The organism is Citrobacter youngae (assembly GCF_003818115.1).
GTDB classification, from domain to species: domain Bacteria; phylum Pseudomonadota; class Gammaproteobacteria; order Enterobacterales; family Enterobacteriaceae; genus Citrobacter; species Citrobacter youngae.
The window spans coordinates 16,434-32,716 of record NZ_RPOI01000024.1; the positions used below are offsets into that span (position 1 = coordinate 16,434).

17 protein-coding genes are annotated in these 16,283 nt (G+C 52.7%); 5 read left to right on the plus strand and 12 right to left on the minus strand.

Annotated elements, in window-relative coordinates; all coding sequences use genetic code 11:
• Positions 1–131 precede the first annotated feature (131 nt).
• From nirB to EHN13_RS19745, 5 genes are all read left to right on the plus strand, one after another.
• A complete protein-coding gene (gene nirB / locus EHN13_RS19725) occupies positions 132–2,675 on the plus strand; it encodes an NADPH-nitrite reductase large subunit (protein WP_101743306.1) in 2,544 nt (847 codons plus the stop codon).
• Positions 2,672–2,998 (plus strand): nitrite reductase small subunit NirD, encoded by a 327-nt coding sequence (nirD, locus tag EHN13_RS19730; protein WP_005121659.1) that lies wholly within the window; start codon positions 2,672–2,674, stop codon positions 2,996–2,998. Before nirB ends, nirD begins: the two co-directional genes overlap by 4 nt.
• Positions 2,999–3,273: 275 nt before the next feature.
• Positions 3,274–4,080: a nitrite transporter NirC gene (gene nirC / locus EHN13_RS19735; RefSeq protein WP_101743305.1), complete on the plus strand. Its 807-nt coding sequence runs from the start codon at positions 3,274–3,276 to the stop codon at positions 4,078–4,080.
• Between the two features lie 164 nt (positions 4,081–4,244).
• Positions 4,245–5,618: a siroheme synthase CysG gene (gene cysG / locus EHN13_RS19740; protein ID WP_116360428.1), complete on the plus strand. Its 1,374-nt coding sequence runs from the start codon at positions 4,245–4,247 to the stop codon at positions 5,616–5,618.
• Between the two features lie 256 nt (positions 5,619–5,874).
• The gene (locus tag EHN13_RS19745; RefSeq protein WP_048213798.1) at positions 5,875–6,042 is read left to right on the plus strand and encodes a YhfL family protein; all 168 of its coding nucleotides are present in this window, start codon (positions 5,875–5,877) and stop codon (positions 6,040–6,042) included.
• Positions 6,043–6,112: 70 nt separating this feature from the next.
• On the opposite strand, the gene trpS is transcribed toward EHN13_RS19745, so the two are convergent.
• From trpS to EHN13_RS19805, 12 genes are all read right to left on the minus strand, one after another.
• Entirely contained in the window at positions 6,113–7,117 is a 1,005-nt protein-coding gene (gene trpS / locus EHN13_RS19750; RefSeq protein WP_124021950.1) for a tryptophan--tRNA ligase, read from the minus strand.
• A complete protein-coding gene (gph, locus tag EHN13_RS19755; RefSeq protein ID WP_115642758.1) occupies positions 7,110–7,868 on the minus strand; it encodes a phosphoglycolate phosphatase in 759 nt (252 codons plus the stop codon). The genes trpS and gph overlap by 8 nt, the downstream gene beginning before the upstream one ends.
• Positions 7,861–8,538, minus strand: coding sequence for a ribulose-phosphate 3-epimerase (gene rpe, locus EHN13_RS19760; protein WP_040231743.1), 678 nt, complete (start codon positions 8,536–8,538; stop codon positions 7,861–7,863). Before rpe ends, gph begins: the two co-directional genes overlap by 8 nt.
• Positions 8,539–8,555: 17 nt before the next feature.
• On the minus strand, positions 8,556–9,392 hold the full coding sequence (dam, locus tag EHN13_RS19765) for an adenine-specific DNA-methyltransferase (protein ID WP_048213543.1): 837 nt from the start codon (positions 9,390–9,392) through the stop codon (positions 8,556–8,558).
• A gap of 117 nt (positions 9,393–9,509) precedes the next feature.
• Positions 9,510–10,802 (minus strand): cell division protein DamX, encoded by a 1,293-nt coding sequence (gene damX, locus EHN13_RS19770; RefSeq protein WP_061068727.1) that lies wholly within the window; start codon positions 10,800–10,802, stop codon positions 9,510–9,512.
• A 96-nt stretch (positions 10,803–10,898) separates the two neighbouring features.
• Entirely contained in the window at positions 10,899–11,987 is a 1,089-nt protein-coding gene (aroB, locus tag EHN13_RS19775; protein WP_124021951.1) for a 3-dehydroquinate synthase, read from the minus strand.
• A gap of 57 nt (positions 11,988–12,044) precedes the next feature.
• A complete protein-coding gene (gene aroK / locus EHN13_RS19780) occupies positions 12,045–12,566 on the minus strand; it encodes a shikimate kinase AroK (RefSeq protein ID WP_003023552.1) in 522 nt (173 codons plus the stop codon).
• A gap of 403 nt (positions 12,567–12,969) precedes the next feature.
• Positions 12,970–14,208, minus strand: a complete 1,239-nt coding sequence (gene hofQ / locus EHN13_RS19785; RefSeq protein ID WP_124021952.1) for a DNA uptake porin HofQ — start codon at positions 14,206–14,208, stop codon at positions 12,970–12,972.
• Entirely contained in the window at positions 14,120–14,524 is a 405-nt protein-coding gene (locus EHN13_RS19790; protein ID WP_075551437.1) for a HofP DNA utilization family protein, read from the minus strand. The genes hofQ and EHN13_RS19790 overlap by 89 nt, the downstream gene beginning before the upstream one ends.
• The gene (locus EHN13_RS19795; protein WP_061068729.1) at positions 14,514–14,981 is read right to left on the minus strand and encodes a HofO family protein; all 468 of its coding nucleotides are present in this window, start codon (positions 14,979–14,981) and stop codon (positions 14,514–14,516) included. Before EHN13_RS19795 ends, EHN13_RS19790 begins: the two co-directional genes overlap by 11 nt.
• On the minus strand, positions 14,965–15,504 hold the full coding sequence (locus EHN13_RS19800; protein WP_101742609.1) for a PilN domain-containing protein: 540 nt from the start codon (positions 15,502–15,504) through the stop codon (positions 14,965–14,967). Before EHN13_RS19800 ends, EHN13_RS19795 begins: the two co-directional genes overlap by 17 nt.
• Complete coding sequence (locus EHN13_RS19805; protein WP_048213549.1) at positions 15,504–16,283, minus strand: type IV pilus biogenesis protein PilM; 780 nt, start codon at positions 16,281–16,283, stop codon at positions 15,504–15,506. Before EHN13_RS19805 ends, EHN13_RS19800 begins: the two co-directional genes overlap by 1 nt.

Genomic DNA, 16,283 nt, shown 5'->3' on the forward strand with positions numbered 1-16,283 from the left:
ACTTATAAAAATGCAGTTAAATCAGTCATATACCCCTTAAGGAGTATATAAGGCCGAATTTGATTTGTATCAATAAGTGCGGTTGCTGAATCGTTAAGGTAGGCAGTAATAGAAAAGAAATCGAGGCAAAAATGAGCAAAGTCAGACTCGCTATTATCGGTAATGGTATGGTCGGCCATCGCTTTATTGAGGATCTTCTTGATAAATCCGACGCTGCCAATTTTGATATTACCGTCTTCTGTGAAGAACCCCGCAAAGCGTACGACCGTGTACACCTGTCTTCCTACTTCTCCCACCACACCGCCGAAGAGCTTTCTCTGGTGCGTGAAGGATTCTATGAGAAGCACGGCGTTAAGGTGTTAGTGGGCGAACGCGCAATTACCATCAACCGCCAGGAGAAAGTAATCCACTCCAGCGCGGGTCGTACGGTCTATTACGATAAGCTGATCATGGCGACGGGCTCTTACCCGTGGATCCCACCGATTAAAGGTTCGGAAACCCAGGACTGCTTCGTTTACCGTACCATTGAAGACCTCAACGCCATTGAATCTTGCGCGCGCCGTAGCAAACGCGGCGCCGTTGTCGGTGGCGGCCTGCTGGGTCTGGAAGCCGCCGGTGCCCTGAAAAACCTCGGCGTTGAAACTCACGTCATTGAATTCGCCCCGATGCTGATGGCTGAACAGCTGGATCATATGGGTGGCGAGCAGTTACGTCGCAAAATTGAAAGCATGGGCGTGCGTGTGCACACCAGCAAAAACACCAAAGAGATCGTCCAGGAAGGCACCGAAGCGCGCAAAACCATGCGTTTTGCCGACGGTAGCGAACTGGAAGTTGATTTCATCGTCTTCTCTACCGGTATTCGTCCACGCGACAAACTGGCAACTCAGTGCGGCCTGGACGTCGCGCCGCGCGGCGGGATCGTGATCAACGATTCTTGCCAGACCTCTGACCCGGATATCTATGCGATTGGCGAATGCGCCAGTTGGAACAACCGCGTGTATGGTCTGGTGGCCCCGGGCTACAAAATGGCACAGGTTGCCGTTGACCATATTCTCGAAACCGAAAACGCTTTTGAAGGCGCGGACCTGAGCGCCAAGCTGAAGCTGCTCGGCGTGGATGTCGGCGGGATTGGCGATGCGCACGGTCGTACACCGGGAGCGCGTAGCTATGTTTACCTCGACGAAAGCAAAGAAGTCTACAAACGCCTCATCGTTAGTGAAGATAACAAAACCCTGCTCGGTGCGGTTCTGGTCGGTGATACCAGCGATTACGGCAACCTGCTACAGCTGGTGCTGAACGCCATCGAACTGCCAGAAAACCCGGACTCACTGATTCTGCCAGCACACGCGGGCAGCGGTAAGCCGTCTATCGGCGTGGATAAACTGCCGGACAGCGCGCAGATTTGTTCCTGTTTTGACGTCACCAAAGGCATGCTGATTGCCGCTATCAACAAAGGTTGTCACACCGTTGCGGCGCTGAAAGCCGAAACCAAAGCCGGTACCGGCTGCGGCGGTTGTATCCCGCTGGTGACGCAGGTTCTGAACGCCGAACTGGCGAAACAGGGGATCGAAGTGAATAACAACCTGTGTGAACACTTCCCGTATTCACGTCAGGAACTGTTCCACCTGATCCGCGTAGAAGGCATTAAAACTTTCGAAGAGTTGCTGGCTAAACACGGTAAAGGTTACGGCTGTGAAGTGTGCAAACCTACCGTCGGTTCCCTGCTGGCGTCCTGCTGGAATGAGTACATCCTCAAACCACAGCACACGCCGCTGCAGGATACCAACGACAACTTCCTGGCGAACATCCAGAAAGACGGTACTTACTCCGTGATCCCGCGCTCTGCGGGCGGTGAAATTACCCCGGAAGGCCTGGTAGCTGTCGGTCGTATCGCGCGCGAATTTAACCTGTACACCAAAATTACCGGTTCTCAGCGTATCGGCCTGTTCGGCGCGCAGAAAGATGACCTGCCGGAAATCTGGCGTCAGCTGATTGAAGCCGGTTTTGAAACCGGTCACGCGTATGCCAAAGCGCTGCGTATGGCGAAAACCTGCGTAGGTAGCACCTGGTGCCGTTACGGCGTCGGCGATAGCGTCGGTTTCGGCGTGGAGCTGGAAAATCGCTACAAAGGCATTCGTACCCCGCACAAAATGAAATTCGGCGTCTCCGGTTGTACCCGCGAATGTGCGGAAGCTCAGGGCAAAGACGTGGGTATCATCGCCACTGAGAAAGGCTGGAACCTGTACGTTTGTGGTAACGGCGGGATGAAACCGCGTCATGCAGACCTGCTGGCGGCCGATGTCGATCGTGAAACGCTGCTCAAGTACCTTGACCGCTTTATGATGTTCTACATCCGTACTGCGGACAAACTGACCCGTACTGCACCGTGGTTAGATAACCTGGAAGGTGGCATCGAGTATCTGAAATCAGTCATCATCGACGACAAACTGGGGTTGAACCAGCACCTGGAAGAAGAGATGGCTCGTCTGCGTGAAGCGGTGGTCTGCGAGTGGACAGAAACCGTTAACACCCCATCCGCACAGGTTCGCTTTAAACACTTTATCAACAGCGATCAACGCGATCCGAATGTTCAGGTTGTACCTGAGCGCGAACAACATCGTCCGGCTACGCCTTATGAGCGTATTCCGGTGACTCTGGTGGAGGAAAACGCATGAGCCAGTGGAAAAACATCTGCAAAATCGATGACATTCTGCCTGCGACAGGCGTCTGCGCCCTGTTAGGTACTGAGCAGGTTGCTATTTTCCGCCCGTATCACAGCGATCAGGTGTTTGCGATCAGCAATATCGACCCATTCTTTGAGTCCAGCGTACTGTCGCGTGGGTTGATTGCTGAACATCAGGGCGAATTGTGGGTCGCCAGTCCGCTGAAGAAACAACGCTTTCGTTTAAGCGATGGGCTGTGCATGGAAGACGAACAATTCTCCGTGAAACATTACGAAGCGCGAGTGAAAGACGGCACGGTACAACTGCGCGGTTAATTAATTTTTGGGAGGCGCAACGCCTCCCCTTTTTTGTATTTTTTTCATTGTAATTGTTATCACAAAATCATTTGTGCTGCATCGCGGCGGCAACTGAGCAAACCCCCAGGAGCATAGTTCACTATGTGACTGGGGTGAGCGACAAATCTGTCAGGAACAGATTTGAACGTCGCACAGCGACGGCCCGTAAGGGCGAGTCTCAGGACGAGACGAGTAACTCAGTAGCCAACAAAGACGCAGTGCAAAGGATGAAGTGAGAAAAGGATAATCAACACATGTTCACAGACACTATCAATAAGTGTGCAGCTAACGCTGCGCGCATCGCACGCCTGTCGGCAAATAACCCGCTCGGATTCTGGGTCAGTTCGGCAATGGCGGGGGCCTACGTTGGCCTCGGCATCATTCTTATTTTTACGCTCGGTAATCTGCTTGACCCGTCCGTGCGTCCGCTGGTGATGGGTGCAACCTTTGGTATCGCCTTAACGCTGGTGATTATTGCCGGTTCAGAGCTGTTTACCGGTCACACCATGTTCCTGACGCTCGGCGTCAAAGCAGGCACCATCAGCCACGGTCAGATGTGGGCAATTCTGCCACAAACCTGGCTGGGTAACCTGGTCGGTTCCGTGTTTGTCGCCCTGCTGTACAGCTGGGGTGGCGGCAGCCTGTTGCCGGTTGATACCAGCATTGTCCATTCGGTCGCGCTGGCGAAAACCACCGCACCTGCAACGGTACTGTTCTTTAAAGGCGCGCTATGTAACTGGTTGGTTTGTCTGGCAATCTGGATGGCAATCCGCACCGAAGGCGCGGCAAAATTCCTCGCTATCTGGTGGTGTCTGCTGGCGTTTATCGCGTCCGGCTATGAACACTCCGTTGCCAATATGACGCTGTTTGCCCTTTCCTGGTTCGGTCATCACAGCGAAGCTTATACCCTGTCCGGAATTGGTCATAACCTTCTGTGGGTGACACTCGGTAATACTTTGTCCGGTGTCGTATTCATGGGATTGGGTTATTGGTATGCTACGCCAAAATCGGAGCGTCCGGCTCCGGCAAAAATCAATCAAGCTGAAAATCTTGCCCAGTAGGCGTATTCGATGCAGGCAGTTTGAACACGGACAGCGCGGAACAACCGGAACGTACATGCAGTACGTGAGGATTGTGAGCACTGCCCAGGGGCAAACTGACAAATAAGATAGCCTAATGGGTAGATTCTGAGGCTGCTGCCAATAATTAATTAAGGGGTAATGTCGTGGACCATTTGCCTATATTTTGTCAACTACGTGACCGCGACTGCTTGATCGTCGGCGGTGGTGATGTCGCAGAACGCAAAGCGCGGTTACTGCTGGAAGCTGGCGCCCGTTTAACGGTTAATGCGCTGGCGTTTATTCCGCAGTTCACCGTATGGGCAAATGAAGGCATGCTGACGCTGGTTGAGGGGCCATTCGATGAAGCCCTGCTCGACTCTTGCTGGCTGGCTATCGCCGCTACTGACGACGATGCCGTCAACCAAAGCGTCAGCACCGCCGCGGAGTCACGCCGTATCTTCTGCAACGTGGTCGACGCGCCAAAAGCGGCCAGTTTTATCATGCCCTCCATTATCGACCGCTCTCCGCTGATGGTGGCGGTCTCCTCTGGCGGGACATCCCCTGTTCTTGCCCGCCTGCTGCGTGAAAGACTCGAATCCGTGTTGCCTCAGCATTTGGGCCAGGTCGCACAATATGCCGGCAAGTTGCGCTCCCGGGTGAAGCAACAGTTTGCCAGCATGGGTGAACGTCGCCGCTTCTGGGAAAAATTGTTCGTTAACGACCGCCTGGCGCAGTCGCTTGCGAATAGCGATCAGAAAGCCATCGAGGAAACCACCGAGCAGTTGCTCAGTGAACCTCTGGACCATCGTGGTGAAGTGGTGCTGGTTGGCGCCGGTCCTGGCGATGCCGGCCTGCTGACGCTGAAAGGGCTACAGCAGATCCAGCAAGCTGATGTTGTGGTATATGACCGTCTGGTTTCTGACGACATCATGAACCTCGTACGCCGCGATGCAGATCGTGTGTTCGTAGGCAAACGTGCGGGTTATCACTGCGTTCCGCAGGAAGAGATCAACCAGATCCTGCTGCGTGAAGCGCAACAAGGCAAGCGCGTGGTGCGACTGAAAGGCGGTGACCCATTCATCTTTGGCCGCGGTGGCGAAGAGCTGGAAACCCTGTGTCATGCCGGTATTCCATTCTCTGTCGTGCCAGGCATTACAGCGGCTTCTGGCTGTTCTGCTTATTCCGGTATCCCACTGACTCATCGCGATTATGCGCAGAGCGTACGCCTGGTCACCGGGCACCTGAAAACAGGCGGTGAGCTGGACTGGGAGAACCTGGCAGCAGAGAAACAAACGTTGGTGTTCTATATGGGACTGAATCAGGCGGCAACGATTCAGGAAAAACTCATCGAGTTTGGTATGCAAGCCGATATGCCGGTTGCTCTGGTCGAGAATGGTACTGCCGTAACACAGCGCGTCGTCAGTGGTGTGCTGACACAGCTCGGTGAACTGGCAAAACAGGTTGAAAGCCCGGCGCTGATTATCGTGGGTCGTGTAGTGGGATTACGCGATAAGCTGAACTGGTTCTCGAACCATTGATTCACATCAGCGAAATAACCAACGGTATACCGTTCTGAAATCGTTCCGCTAATTAACACAAACGGCAGTCCTGGAATCTCTTTCCTGACTGCCGTTTTTATTTCTCACCTGTTTTTCAAAGCATATTTCCTTGTCTTTGAGTAGTCCTTATCTGGACTACCTCCTTGTTCCATTACTTGATATTTTCACCGGCGGAAAATGGATTTTTTCCATTTTTTTCATATATATAAATAGTTATATCTACAAGGATTTCGTTATGCTTAAGATTGCAAAAATTGCCCTTGTGGCAGGGATTCTGACGACGTTGACCGCTTGTACGGGTCATATTGAAAACCGTAATAAAACCTGCTCGTATGATTACCTGCTGCACCCGGCAATTTCAATTTCTAAAATGATTGGCGGTTGCGGCGCAGTGGCTGAATAATCAATAAATCTCTTTGCGCAGATACAAAAAAACCGGGAAATTCCCGGTTTTTTCAGCAATGCAAAAAGTATTACGGCTTGGCAACAAAGCCAATAGCCTCATACACGGCTTTCAGCGTAACAGAGGCACGCGCGCTGGCTTTTTCCGCGCCCTCTTTCATCACTTTCTGCAGGAAGGCTTCATCGTTACGGAAACGGTGATAGCGCTCCTGAAGCTCCGTCAGCATGCCGGAGACAGCTTCTGCGACTTCACCTTTCAGATGACCATACATTTTGCCTTCAAAGTGCTGTTCCAGCTCAGGAATGCTCTGGCCAGTAACGGCAGAGAGGATATCCAGCAGGTTGGAGACGCCCGCTTTTTCTTTCACATCGTAACGAACAACAGGCGGATCTTCCGAGTCGGTCATCGCGCGTTTGATTTTCTTAACCACTGATTTCGGATCTTCCAGCAAGCCGATCACGTTATTGCGGTTGTCATCCGACTTGGACATTTTCTTCGTCGGCTCCAACAGCGACATGACGCGCGCACCGGATTTCGGAATAAACGGCTCAGGCACTTTAAAGATATCGCCGTACAGGGCGTTAAAACGTTGAGCGATATCACGGCTCAGTTCCAGATGCTGTTTCTGATCTTCACCAACCGGTACCTGGTTGGTCTGATACAACAGAATATCCGCCGCCATCAGCACCGGGTAATCAAACAGCCCGGCGTTGATGTTCTCCGCATAGCGTGCGGATTTATCTTTGAACTGGGTCATACGGCTCAGCTCACCGAAATAGGTGTAGCAGTTCAGCGCCCAACCTAACTGTGCGTGTTCCGGCACATGAGACTGGACGAAAATGGTGCTTTTTTCAGGATCGATACCGCATGCCAGGTACAGCGCCAGCGTATCCAGCGTTGCTTTACGCAACTGCTGAGCGTCCTGACGAACGGTGATAGCATGTTGGTCAACGATGCAGTAGATGCAATGGTAGTCATCCTGCATGCTCACCCACTGACGCAGCGCACCCATATAGTTGCCAATGGTCAATTCACCTGAGGGCTGTGCGCCACTAAAAACGATGGGCTTAGTCATTTTTTGATTCCTGATTTTCGCTATGCGGAAGCCCGAGAGCGGGCAGTAGTTCATTAATACGGTCGTAAATAACGTCGGGCTGGCTCAGCGCGATCGACTCACCGTAGTTGTAGCCATAGGTCAGGCCAACGGACGGACAGCCAGCAGCTTTTGCCGCCTGAATATCATTGCGTGAATCCCCTACGAAGAGCATTTGCTCAGGCTTGATGCCAAGCTTGCTTGCCACCAGCAGCAGCGGATCCGGATGCGGTTTTTTGTTCTGTACGTCATCACCACCGATGACCACGCTAAAATATTTGGCAATATCCAGCGCATCAAGCAATGGCGCGACAAACGGCGTCGGTTTGTTGGTTACCAGACCCAGCGGTAATCCTTTCGCATGCAGCGCGCCCAGCGTGTCGGCAACATCAGGGAACAGGAATGTCCCCTCTTCTGCGACATCGCCGTAGTATCTGTCGAACAGCTTGCGCAAAATACGCACCTGTTCCTCGGCGGGAATATCATCATCAACGGGCGGTTTACCCATCGTTTTGCGTAAGGTCGCGCGCTCCTGACGAGACCACGCCAGCGCGCGCTCCATCAGTACGTCTGCGCCATTGCCAATCCAGGTGATAACGCGTTCTTCACCGGCTACCGGCAGTTCCAGCGCATACAGCGCCATATCCACCGCTGCGGCTAATCCCGGCGCACTGTCAACCAGCGTACCGTCGAGGTCAAATGCTACGCCCCGAATGTCCTGAAATTTATCCATGACTTACCTTCGCCAGTTCATTGCGCATTTCATCAATGACTTTTTTGTAGTCTGGTTGGTCGAAAATAGCAGAGCCTGCGACAAACATATCCGCACCGGCAGCCGCGATTTCACCAATGTTGTTCACCTTAACGCCGCCGTCCACTTCCAGACGGATGTCATAGCCAGATTCATCAATGCGACGGCGCACTTCGCGCAGCTTATCCAGCGTTTGCGGGATAAAGGACTGTCCACCAAAGCCTGGGTTAACGGACATCAGCAGGATCACGTCGAGCTTATCCATGACGTAGTCCAGATAACTCAGCGGTGTTGCCGGGTTGAACACCAGCCCCGCTTTACAGCCATGCTCTTTGATCAGCTGTAAAGTGCGATCAACATGCTCGGAGGCTTCCGGGTGAAAAGTAATGATGCTGGCGCCAGCGGCGGCGAAGTCCGGGACAATACGATCAACGGGCTTCACCATCAGATGAACATCAATCGGAGCGGTGATGCCATATTTACGCAGCGATTTCAGTACCATCGGGCCGATGGTCAGGTTCGGCACGTAGTGGTTGTCCATGACGTCAAAGTGAACGACATCAGCACCCGCGGTCAGCGCTTTCGCGGTGTCCTCACCCAGGCGGGCAAAATCAGCCGACAGAATTGAGGGGGCAATCAAATACTGTTTCATCCGCTTCTCCTTGAGAATTATTTTTTCGCAGGCGTTGCGACTCCTGGTTTGTATAGTGCCAGCAGTTCGTTCACCTTTTTACGTGTGCCGCCGTTGCTGCTTATACTGCGCCGCACTTTGACCTGAAAATGTTTCGCCGCTCGATACCATTCGCGGGTATCCGGCGTGTCATGATTCGAAATTAACACCGGGATCTGCTTACTGACCAGCTTTTCTGCCATCTCGGCCAGATGCGCCTGCTCTTTCGGGCTAAAGCTGTTGGTATGATACGCGGTGAAATTTGCCGTCGCCGAGAGCGGTGCATATGGCGGGTCACAGTAGACCACAGAGTTGCTATCCGCGCGATCCATGCACTCTTCATAGGAGAGGCAATGGAACTCTGCATTTTGCGCTTTTTCAGCAAAATGGTACAACTCGGCTTCCGGGAAGTAGGGTTTTTTATAACGACCAAAGGGGACGTTAAACTCACCACGCAGGTTATAACGGCATAACCCGTTATAGCCAAAACGGTTGAGATATAAGAACAGCACTGCACGTCGGAACGGGTCCTGGCAGGCATTAAATTCTTCCCGGAACTGGTAGTACACCTCAGCCTGATTCGTTTCAGGCATAAACAGCTCACGTGAAGCCTGCACATACTCATCGGTACGCGTCTTCACGATGTTATAGAGACTGATAAGGTCGCTGTTGATATCGGCAAGAATATAACGAGAAAAGTCGGTGTTGAGAAACACCGACCCTGCACCCACGAAGGGTTCAATCAGGCATTCACCCTGAGGTAAATGCCGTTTGATGTCATCAAGCAGGGGATATTTCCCCCCTGCCCATTTCAAAAAAGCGCGATTTTTTTTCATGCTGACTAACTAATTACACCTTCTCCGGCTGTGGAGAAAGCTCCGACAGCATCCTGCGCTTTAGTCTTTGTCCCGCAATTGGGCGAAACAGCAAACCATTGCAGAACATATCCTATCTTACTTCAAATCGGCCTGAACCTGGTGCAGCGGTTTTGCCCACGGGTTTTTCGCCTGAATGTCGGCGGGTAACGTAGACACTGCACGTTTCGCATCTTCTTTAGACGCATACACGCCCGTCACCAAAACATACCACGGTTGACCGTTACGCGTCGTCTGGTACACCACGTAGTTCTTCAGGTTCTCTTTCTTCGCCCAACCATTCAGGTTGTCGTAGTTAGAGGAACTGCTGAGCTGCAGCGTGTAGTGACTGGATGGCGCTGATTTTAACGCGCCAACGTTCCCTGCACTTTTCGCACCACCCGCAACCGGTGTTGCTGTCGTTGGTGCAGGTGTTGCAGTCTGGGCTGGCGTCGTCGCGGTTGCTTTAGGCTCAACAGTCGCTTTCGGCGTAGCGGTTACCACCGGCGCTTTGGTTGTGGTCGTCGGCGCAGTTGCGGTTGGTTTAGCCTGAGCAACAGGTTTTGGCTCTGTCGGCGTCGCTTTTACCGTGGTCTGCGGCTTGCTCTTCGGCTCAATAACAGCCTGTTTGCGTTCCTGATGTGCAACTGCAGTACGTTCTGCTGGCTCAGTCTTCGCAGTCTGACGCCCTGCATTGCCATTACGAACTGGTGCTACGGTAGCAGGTTCAGTTGGCAGCGTAGAGTTGACTACGACGTTGTTAACCTGTGCCTGACCTTGCGGCTGCGTCAGTGCATTGTTCAGATCGCCCTGAACTTCGACGCGCTGCTGACCTTCCGCTGTGGCAGGTGCCTGGCCTTGAGTCGGGGTAGAGGAAATCGGCGGCAGAGAAACATCCTGCTGCGTATTGCCAGCGGTCTGCTCAGCACCCGTCGCAGGCATTGTGGTGTTCGCCTGATCCGTCGCATTGCTGCCAGAAAGATCGATGCTCTTCTCACCAGACGCAGCCTGCTCACTGGAAGAGGAAGATGAGGGGGCCTTCAGCGCAGAACCGATACCGACAATTAGCAGCAGCAGTACCAGAACACCCACACCCATCATAATGTACTGACGGGAGGCTGGTTTACTGACCGCTTTTTTACGCTTGCGTGGGCGACGTTCTACACGTTCTTCATCCACAACATCGTCATCAGATTCATAGTCTTCTTCAATGTCCTGCTCTTCATCACGCTCTTTACGTGCCCGCGCAGGACGGCGATCGTCGGCATCCAGATCAACATCATCAAAATTGATTTGCGGCTCATTATCGCGTTCAGACGATTGACGAGAACGACCAGTACGACGATCGCTGGGATCGGGTTTCAGCTCGTCTTCTGGTTTGAATTCATCCATTTAACACCCCACTCAAAGGTTAATGCTTACGACTTTGCACATAACCTGAAGCTAAAAGACTTACGCTTTACAACGCAAGCCTGACCTTTCTTGTTGTTACGCCTGCTGGCAATCAGCAATCGCGTTAAGAACCACCTCGTGCGACACTCCGCCGCGCACTTCACTCTTCCCTATCGCCTGCGGAAGCACTAAACGAATCTCTCCCGCCAACACTTTTTTATCTCGCAGCATGTGCGGCAGATAAGCCTCAGTGGACATTTCACGCGGCCCATTCACCGGTAAGCCTGCTCGCTGTAACAGCGTAATGATGCGCTGCGTATCAGCGGAGGTGAACTGACCCAAACGTTCTGACGTGCGGGCAGCCATTACCATACCTGCTGCGACGGCTTCACCATGTAACCAATTGCCATAACCCATTTCAGCTTCGATAGCATGGCCAAACGTGTGTCCCAGATTCAGTAAAGCACGTAAGCCCATTTCGCGCTCGTCCGCTGCGACAACTTCTGCTTTCAGCTCACAACAACGGCGAATACAGTACGCCATTGCCGGACCATCCAGACGCAATAACGCATCCAGATTGTCTTCCAGCCAGCTAAAAAATTCACCGTCAAGGATGATGCCGTATTTGATCACTTCCGCCAGGCCCGATGCCAATTCACGCGCAGGAAGCGTTTTCAGACAGTCGAGATCCACCACCACGGAAGCAGGTTGGTAAAACGCGCCAATCATGTTTTTACCGAGGGGATGGTTTACGGCGGTTTTACCGCCTACGGAGGAGTCAACCTGCGACAACAGCGTTGTCGGGACTTGAATAAAACGAACACCACGCTGATAGCTGGCTGCTGCAAAACCGGTAAGATCGCCAATCACGCCGCCGCCAAGTGCGACCAGCGTGGTATCGCGACCATGCGGTTTTTGCAGTAACGCAGTGAAGACCGTATCCAGCACCGCCAGGCTTTTATACTGCTCGCCATCGGGAAGGATAACGCTATCAACGTTAACACCCGCCTGTTCAAGTACGCCGCGAACCTTATCGAGATAAAGGGGAGCCAGGGTTTCGTTGGTCACCAACATAACCTGATCGCCCGATTTCAGCGGCAAGAATGAAGCTGGCTCATCAAACAAACCAGCCGCGATGGTGATAGGGTAACTACGTTCCCCGAGAGTGACTGTAATCCTCTCCATTACGCGACATCCACCTTAGTTACTTGTACCCGCAGACGAGTGTGTATTCAGCCAGAATTAGTTGCTTTCCAGCATATGAATAATCTGGTTTGCTACGACTTTCGCGCTCTGATCGTCGGTGCGAATGGTCACGTCGGCAATCTCTTCATACAGAGGGTTGCGTTCGTCGGCCAATGCTTCCAGAACTTCACGCGGCGGCGATTCTACCTGCAGCAGCGGGCGTTTCTTGTCACGTTGAGTACGTGCAAGCTGTTTTTCAATTGTCGTTTCAAGATAGACCACGACGCCACGCGCGGAAAGACGGTTACGTGTTTCACGTGATTTTACAGAGCCACCGCCAGTTGCCAGCACAATACCCTGTTTTTCCGTCAACTCGTTGATGACTTTTTCTTCGCGATCACGGAAGCCGTCTTCACCTTCTACATCGAAGACCCAGCCCACATCAGCTCCGGTTCGTTTCTCAATCTCTTGATCAGAATCGTAAAATTCCATATTGAGTTGTTGAGCTAACTGGCGCCCAATAGTGCTTTTTCCGGCACCCATAGGCCCAACCAGAAAGATATTGCGTTTCTCTGCCATTTTTTCGGTACTACTAAGACTATTCGTTAATGGTAAACCCGCTTCGCAGACACCCAGCGCAGCAGGACATGAACTGAAACCTCATAAGATATTGCGAGAGTCAGACTGAAAATTATCTCAATACTCAAGCGGGTTTGGCAACTGAATAAATCACCAAACCTTACGCCTTTCTGGTCGTGGCAGGCATGCTACCCTGCAAACATCAGACCTGGCGACGTATCGCGCAGCCAAATGACGCCAAATAAGCCTATGACACACCACCGGAAAGGCAAAGCGTATTACTGCCGCATAAGTAAAGAAAAGTACCGACGCTCAAATCGGTACTCCTTGTATGCTAAATACACCCGCACGTCAAATCCCTGAAACGTGTTCAGTGCAAAAACAACGGTTTTTCATGCATAAGTTATTCCGTTGAAACCAGCCTTGGCGTAATAAAGACCACTAATTCGCGCCGTTCGTCTTCTTTACCATCGTGACGAAAAAGGGAGCCAAGCCAGGGAATGTCGCCTAACAGCGGCACGCTGTCGGCAGCGGATTTATTTTTATGTGAAAAAATCCCGCCAAGCGCAATCGTCTCGCCGCTTCTTACCTCGACCTGCGTTTCAATCTCTTGCTTGTCGATAGCCAACACTTCGCCATCTGCCTGCTGTAGAACCTGTCCCGGAACATTCTGGCTGATATGCAGTTTCAGCCTGATTCTCCCTTTCTGCAACACCGTTGGCGTCACCTCCATCCCCAGTACTGCTTCCTTGAACTCGACGGATGTCGCGCCGCTTTCACCGCTGGAGACCTGATACGGGATTTCACTGCCCTGCTTAATACTGGCAGGTTGCAGATGAGAAGCCAGTAATCGAGGACTGGCAATGATGTCGAGCTGCTGTTTTTGCTCCAATGCGGACAACTCAAGCTCCAGCAAACGACCATTAATGCGGCCAATATTAAATCCCACCCGCGATGTTGCAGTAGACACAGAAAGGTCGCTGGCAAGCGTGGTGACATTCCCCACCGCCCCTGGCAATTGTGCATCTGCCAGCGACCACTTAACCCCCAGCTCACGCAAACTTTTTTCATTAATCGTGACGATATGCGCCGCCAGCTCGACCTGTTCAACGGGCAAGTCCATTTGCGCCACCCACTGTTCCAGTGTGTTTAGCGCAACAGAATTGTCTCGCAGCAGTAAGCGGTTGGTACGTTTATCGACCGTTATACTTCCTTTAGTACTCAGCAGTTTTTCACCGGCTTTGGCCAACTCGGATGCATCGGCATAGTGCAAAATGATGCTGCGATGTTCCAGCGGCAGACTGGCCTGAATCCGCGCCTGCTCGTTTTCCTGACGGGCCGCATTTTCACTCTGCCATTGCACTGAATGCACATGCAGAATATTGCCCTCCTGACGTAATACCAGTCCGGCGCTTTTCACCACCGTCTGCAAGGCCTGTTTCCAGGGCACATCCGTCAAATGCAGCGACAGCGCACCGCTGACATCCGGCGAAACCACCAGATTTTTCTGTTCCTGCACCGCCAGCGCCTGCAGCACCTGTACAACGGGCACATCATCGACCACCAGCGTCACGTTTTGTGCTTTCCCAGCCAGCACGCTGGGTATTACGGTCATCAGCACGATGACTATCCACCGCTTCATTCGCCTCTCCTTGTCGTTGCCACTGCCACCGTGATGGCTCACAATCATTCCCTGTGTCGATAGTTACGCTTTGGGCTGTCACCTGAGATACCCTCCAGATGCCATTCAGAACATCTCGCTGCTCGACCCTCCGCCATTTGTGTTGACCATCCTGCATAAAACCAATTGAGCGTCCTCCCTGGATCACCGCCCCCTGATAACGCCATGCCGACAACTCAGCCATCCGGCAGAGATCCTCTGGCGGCTGAAAGGGATTGCGCATGCCGGTCAACAACAGCACGCTAAAACACGCGAACAGCCAGCGCTTAGTCATCATTCAGACGCTCCAGGTGTATCGTCAACAACACATCAGCATCTTCTGCACTAAGAGAAAACTGACTCGTACTCATTCCCTGTTCCGCCAGTAGGGCAAACACGTGTGGGACTGCATCCCACGCAGTTTTCAGCGCCAGTTCGCCTCCCCGTACGGAGGGCTGCCAGTGGATCAGACGTGTAAGAGAGCTTTGATATACCAATGGGGAAAAAGGAACCGGCCTCGCTTCAGAGGGAGAAAAGGGTTGTTCAACCGATGACGCCAGCAGATACAGATTGCGCCATTGATCTTGAATCGCCACGCGTTGACGGACTAATGCTGCCTGCTGCGCTTTCCGTTGTTGCTCTACAGGATAAAGGCACAACAGCGCAGCCGCGATCAGAACCAACATCCAGCCGCCCCAGCACAAAAGTCGAAACCGCGGCGTCTGCGCTAACCAGCCATCACAAAGCGCCTGCATGCATAACGCTCCGTATCAGACGATAGTGAAACTGCCAGTGTCCCTGCGCATCTTGTCGCGTTTCCCCTGAGCTTCCCAACTGAAACCCAGGGTGTTTACGTAATTGCGTCTCCAGTCTATGAAGCGCAGCAACGTTCAGCGTCAGCCCTGTCAGCTCCAGCGTATCCTGCTGCCAGGTCATTCCTGTTAACCACGCCTGTTCTGGCAGCAACTCGGCCACCCCTTGTAAAACAGACTGCCAGCTTCGCATCTGTTCACGCCGTTTTTCTCTTTGTTGCGCCTGCTGCCATTGTTGTTGACGCTGTTGCAGGCGCGGCTTGAGCGCTATCAGGGTTTCAGCCCGCATTTTTTCGGCATCAGCCAGCAGTAAATCGACCCGATTATCTACCCGAGAAAGCGCGTAATAACCCAACGCGATACCCACAATAACCAGTAAAGATCCACTCAATAATGCTCCCCACCATTGCAGACGGGCATACCGCCGCGACTGACGCCAGGGCAAAAGATTGATGTTCGCCGTCATCAGTACACACCTCCCATCGCCAGCCCAAGCGCAACAGCAAAGTTGTGGCTTTCCGTTGGAATCGGTGGCTGGCGGACGGACACCGCATTAAAGGGATCAAAGCCACCAGCGTCACATAGCGCAATATCCACAGGGCAAAGAGATAATGCCGCGGCAAGCGCGTCAATATCGTCAATTTCCCCCGTCGATTTACGTCCCCATGCCGTGCGGCTCGCCCAGAGCCATTGGGTATCGTCACGCCATGCCAGACACGATTGATGCACGGGTAAATAAGGAATTAATCGCTGCAAGGCGCTGGCATCCGGCGTAATGGCCGTAACCTGTACTTTCAGGGGATGCATCAGTGTCAGGAGTGCCGATATTTCTTTGCTTTGTGCCGCCGTCACGTTGAACGCCGGGCTTAGCGTGTCTTCGCTATAATCAAACTGCAGCGCATCCGGCTCCATATCCAGTTCGCGAGCCATTGCCCCAGACAACCATGCCGTTTGCTCTGGTTCGCGTAGGGTCATTGCTGGACGGGGTAACTTTTTTTGTAACGTCCTGTTGGCAGGAAAAGAAAGATGAATATGGTGCCTGTGCGGTAGTTCACGGCTCCACGGCAGGAGCACCGCAGTAAGCTGTTCCGGCTCACGAATGTGCCCATCGACGACAACCTGATGTGCCAGCGGCATACGCCACCAGCGTTGTAGGACCCAACCGGATGCGTCACGAACGATAGCGACAGCCAGCGCATCATGTTGCTGAATATGCAGACCAATTTTCCATATACGAAAAGCCAT

Excerpts from the sequence above, each read along its gene's own strand:
- nirB (WP_101743306.1), top strand. The coding sequence starts at position 132 with ATGAGCAAAGTCAGACTCGCTATTATCGGTAATGGTATGGTCGGCCAT.
- nirD (WP_005121659.1), top strand. The coding sequence starts at position 2,672 with ATGAGCCAGTGGAAAAACATCTGCAAAATCGATGACATTCTGCCTGCG.
- nirC (WP_101743305.1), top strand. The coding sequence starts at position 3,274 with ATGTTCACAGACACTATCAATAAGTGTGCAGCTAACGCTGCGCGCATC.
- EHN13_RS19745 (WP_048213798.1), top strand. The coding sequence starts at position 5,875 with ATGCTTAAGATTGCAAAAATTGCCCTTGTGGCAGGGATTCTGACGACG.
- trpS (WP_124021950.1), bottom strand. The coding sequence starts at position 7,117 with ATGACTAAGCCCATCGTTTTTAGTGGCGCACAGCCCTCAGGTGAATTG.
- gph (WP_115642758.1), bottom strand. The coding sequence starts at position 7,868 with ATGGATAAATTTCAGGACATTCGGGGCGTAGCATTTGACCTCGACGGT.
- rpe (WP_040231743.1), bottom strand. The coding sequence starts at position 8,538 with ATGAAACAGTATTTGATTGCCCCCTCAATTCTGTCGGCTGATTTTGCC.
- dam (WP_048213543.1), bottom strand. The coding sequence starts at position 9,392 with ATGAAAAAAAATCGCGCTTTTTTGAAATGGGCAGGGGGGAAATATCCC.
- damX (WP_061068727.1), bottom strand. The coding sequence starts at position 10,802 with ATGGATGAATTCAAACCAGAAGACGAGCTGAAACCCGATCCCAGCGAT.
- aroB (WP_124021951.1), bottom strand. The coding sequence starts at position 11,987 with ATGGAGAGGATTACAGTCACTCTCGGGGAACGTAGTTACCCTATCACC.
- aroK (WP_003023552.1), bottom strand. The coding sequence starts at position 12,566 with ATGGCAGAGAAACGCAATATCTTTCTGGTTGGGCCTATGGGTGCCGGA.
- hofQ (WP_124021952.1), bottom strand. The coding sequence starts at position 14,208 with ATGAAGCGGTGGATAGTCATCGTGCTGATGACCGTAATACCCAGCGTG.
- EHN13_RS19790 (WP_075551437.1), bottom strand. The coding sequence starts at position 14,524 with ATGATGACTAAGCGCTGGCTGTTCGCGTGTTTTAGCGTGCTGTTGTTG.
- EHN13_RS19795 (WP_061068729.1), bottom strand. The coding sequence starts at position 14,981 with ATGCAGGCGCTTTGTGATGGCTGGTTAGCGCAGACGCCGCGGTTTCGA.
- EHN13_RS19800 (WP_101742609.1), bottom strand. The coding sequence starts at position 15,504 with ATGACGGCGAACATCAATCTTTTGCCCTGGCGTCAGTCGCGGCGGTAT.
- EHN13_RS19805 (WP_048213549.1), bottom strand. The coding sequence starts at position 16,283 with ATGGCTTTTCGTATATGGAAAATTGGTCTGCATATTCAGCAACATGAT.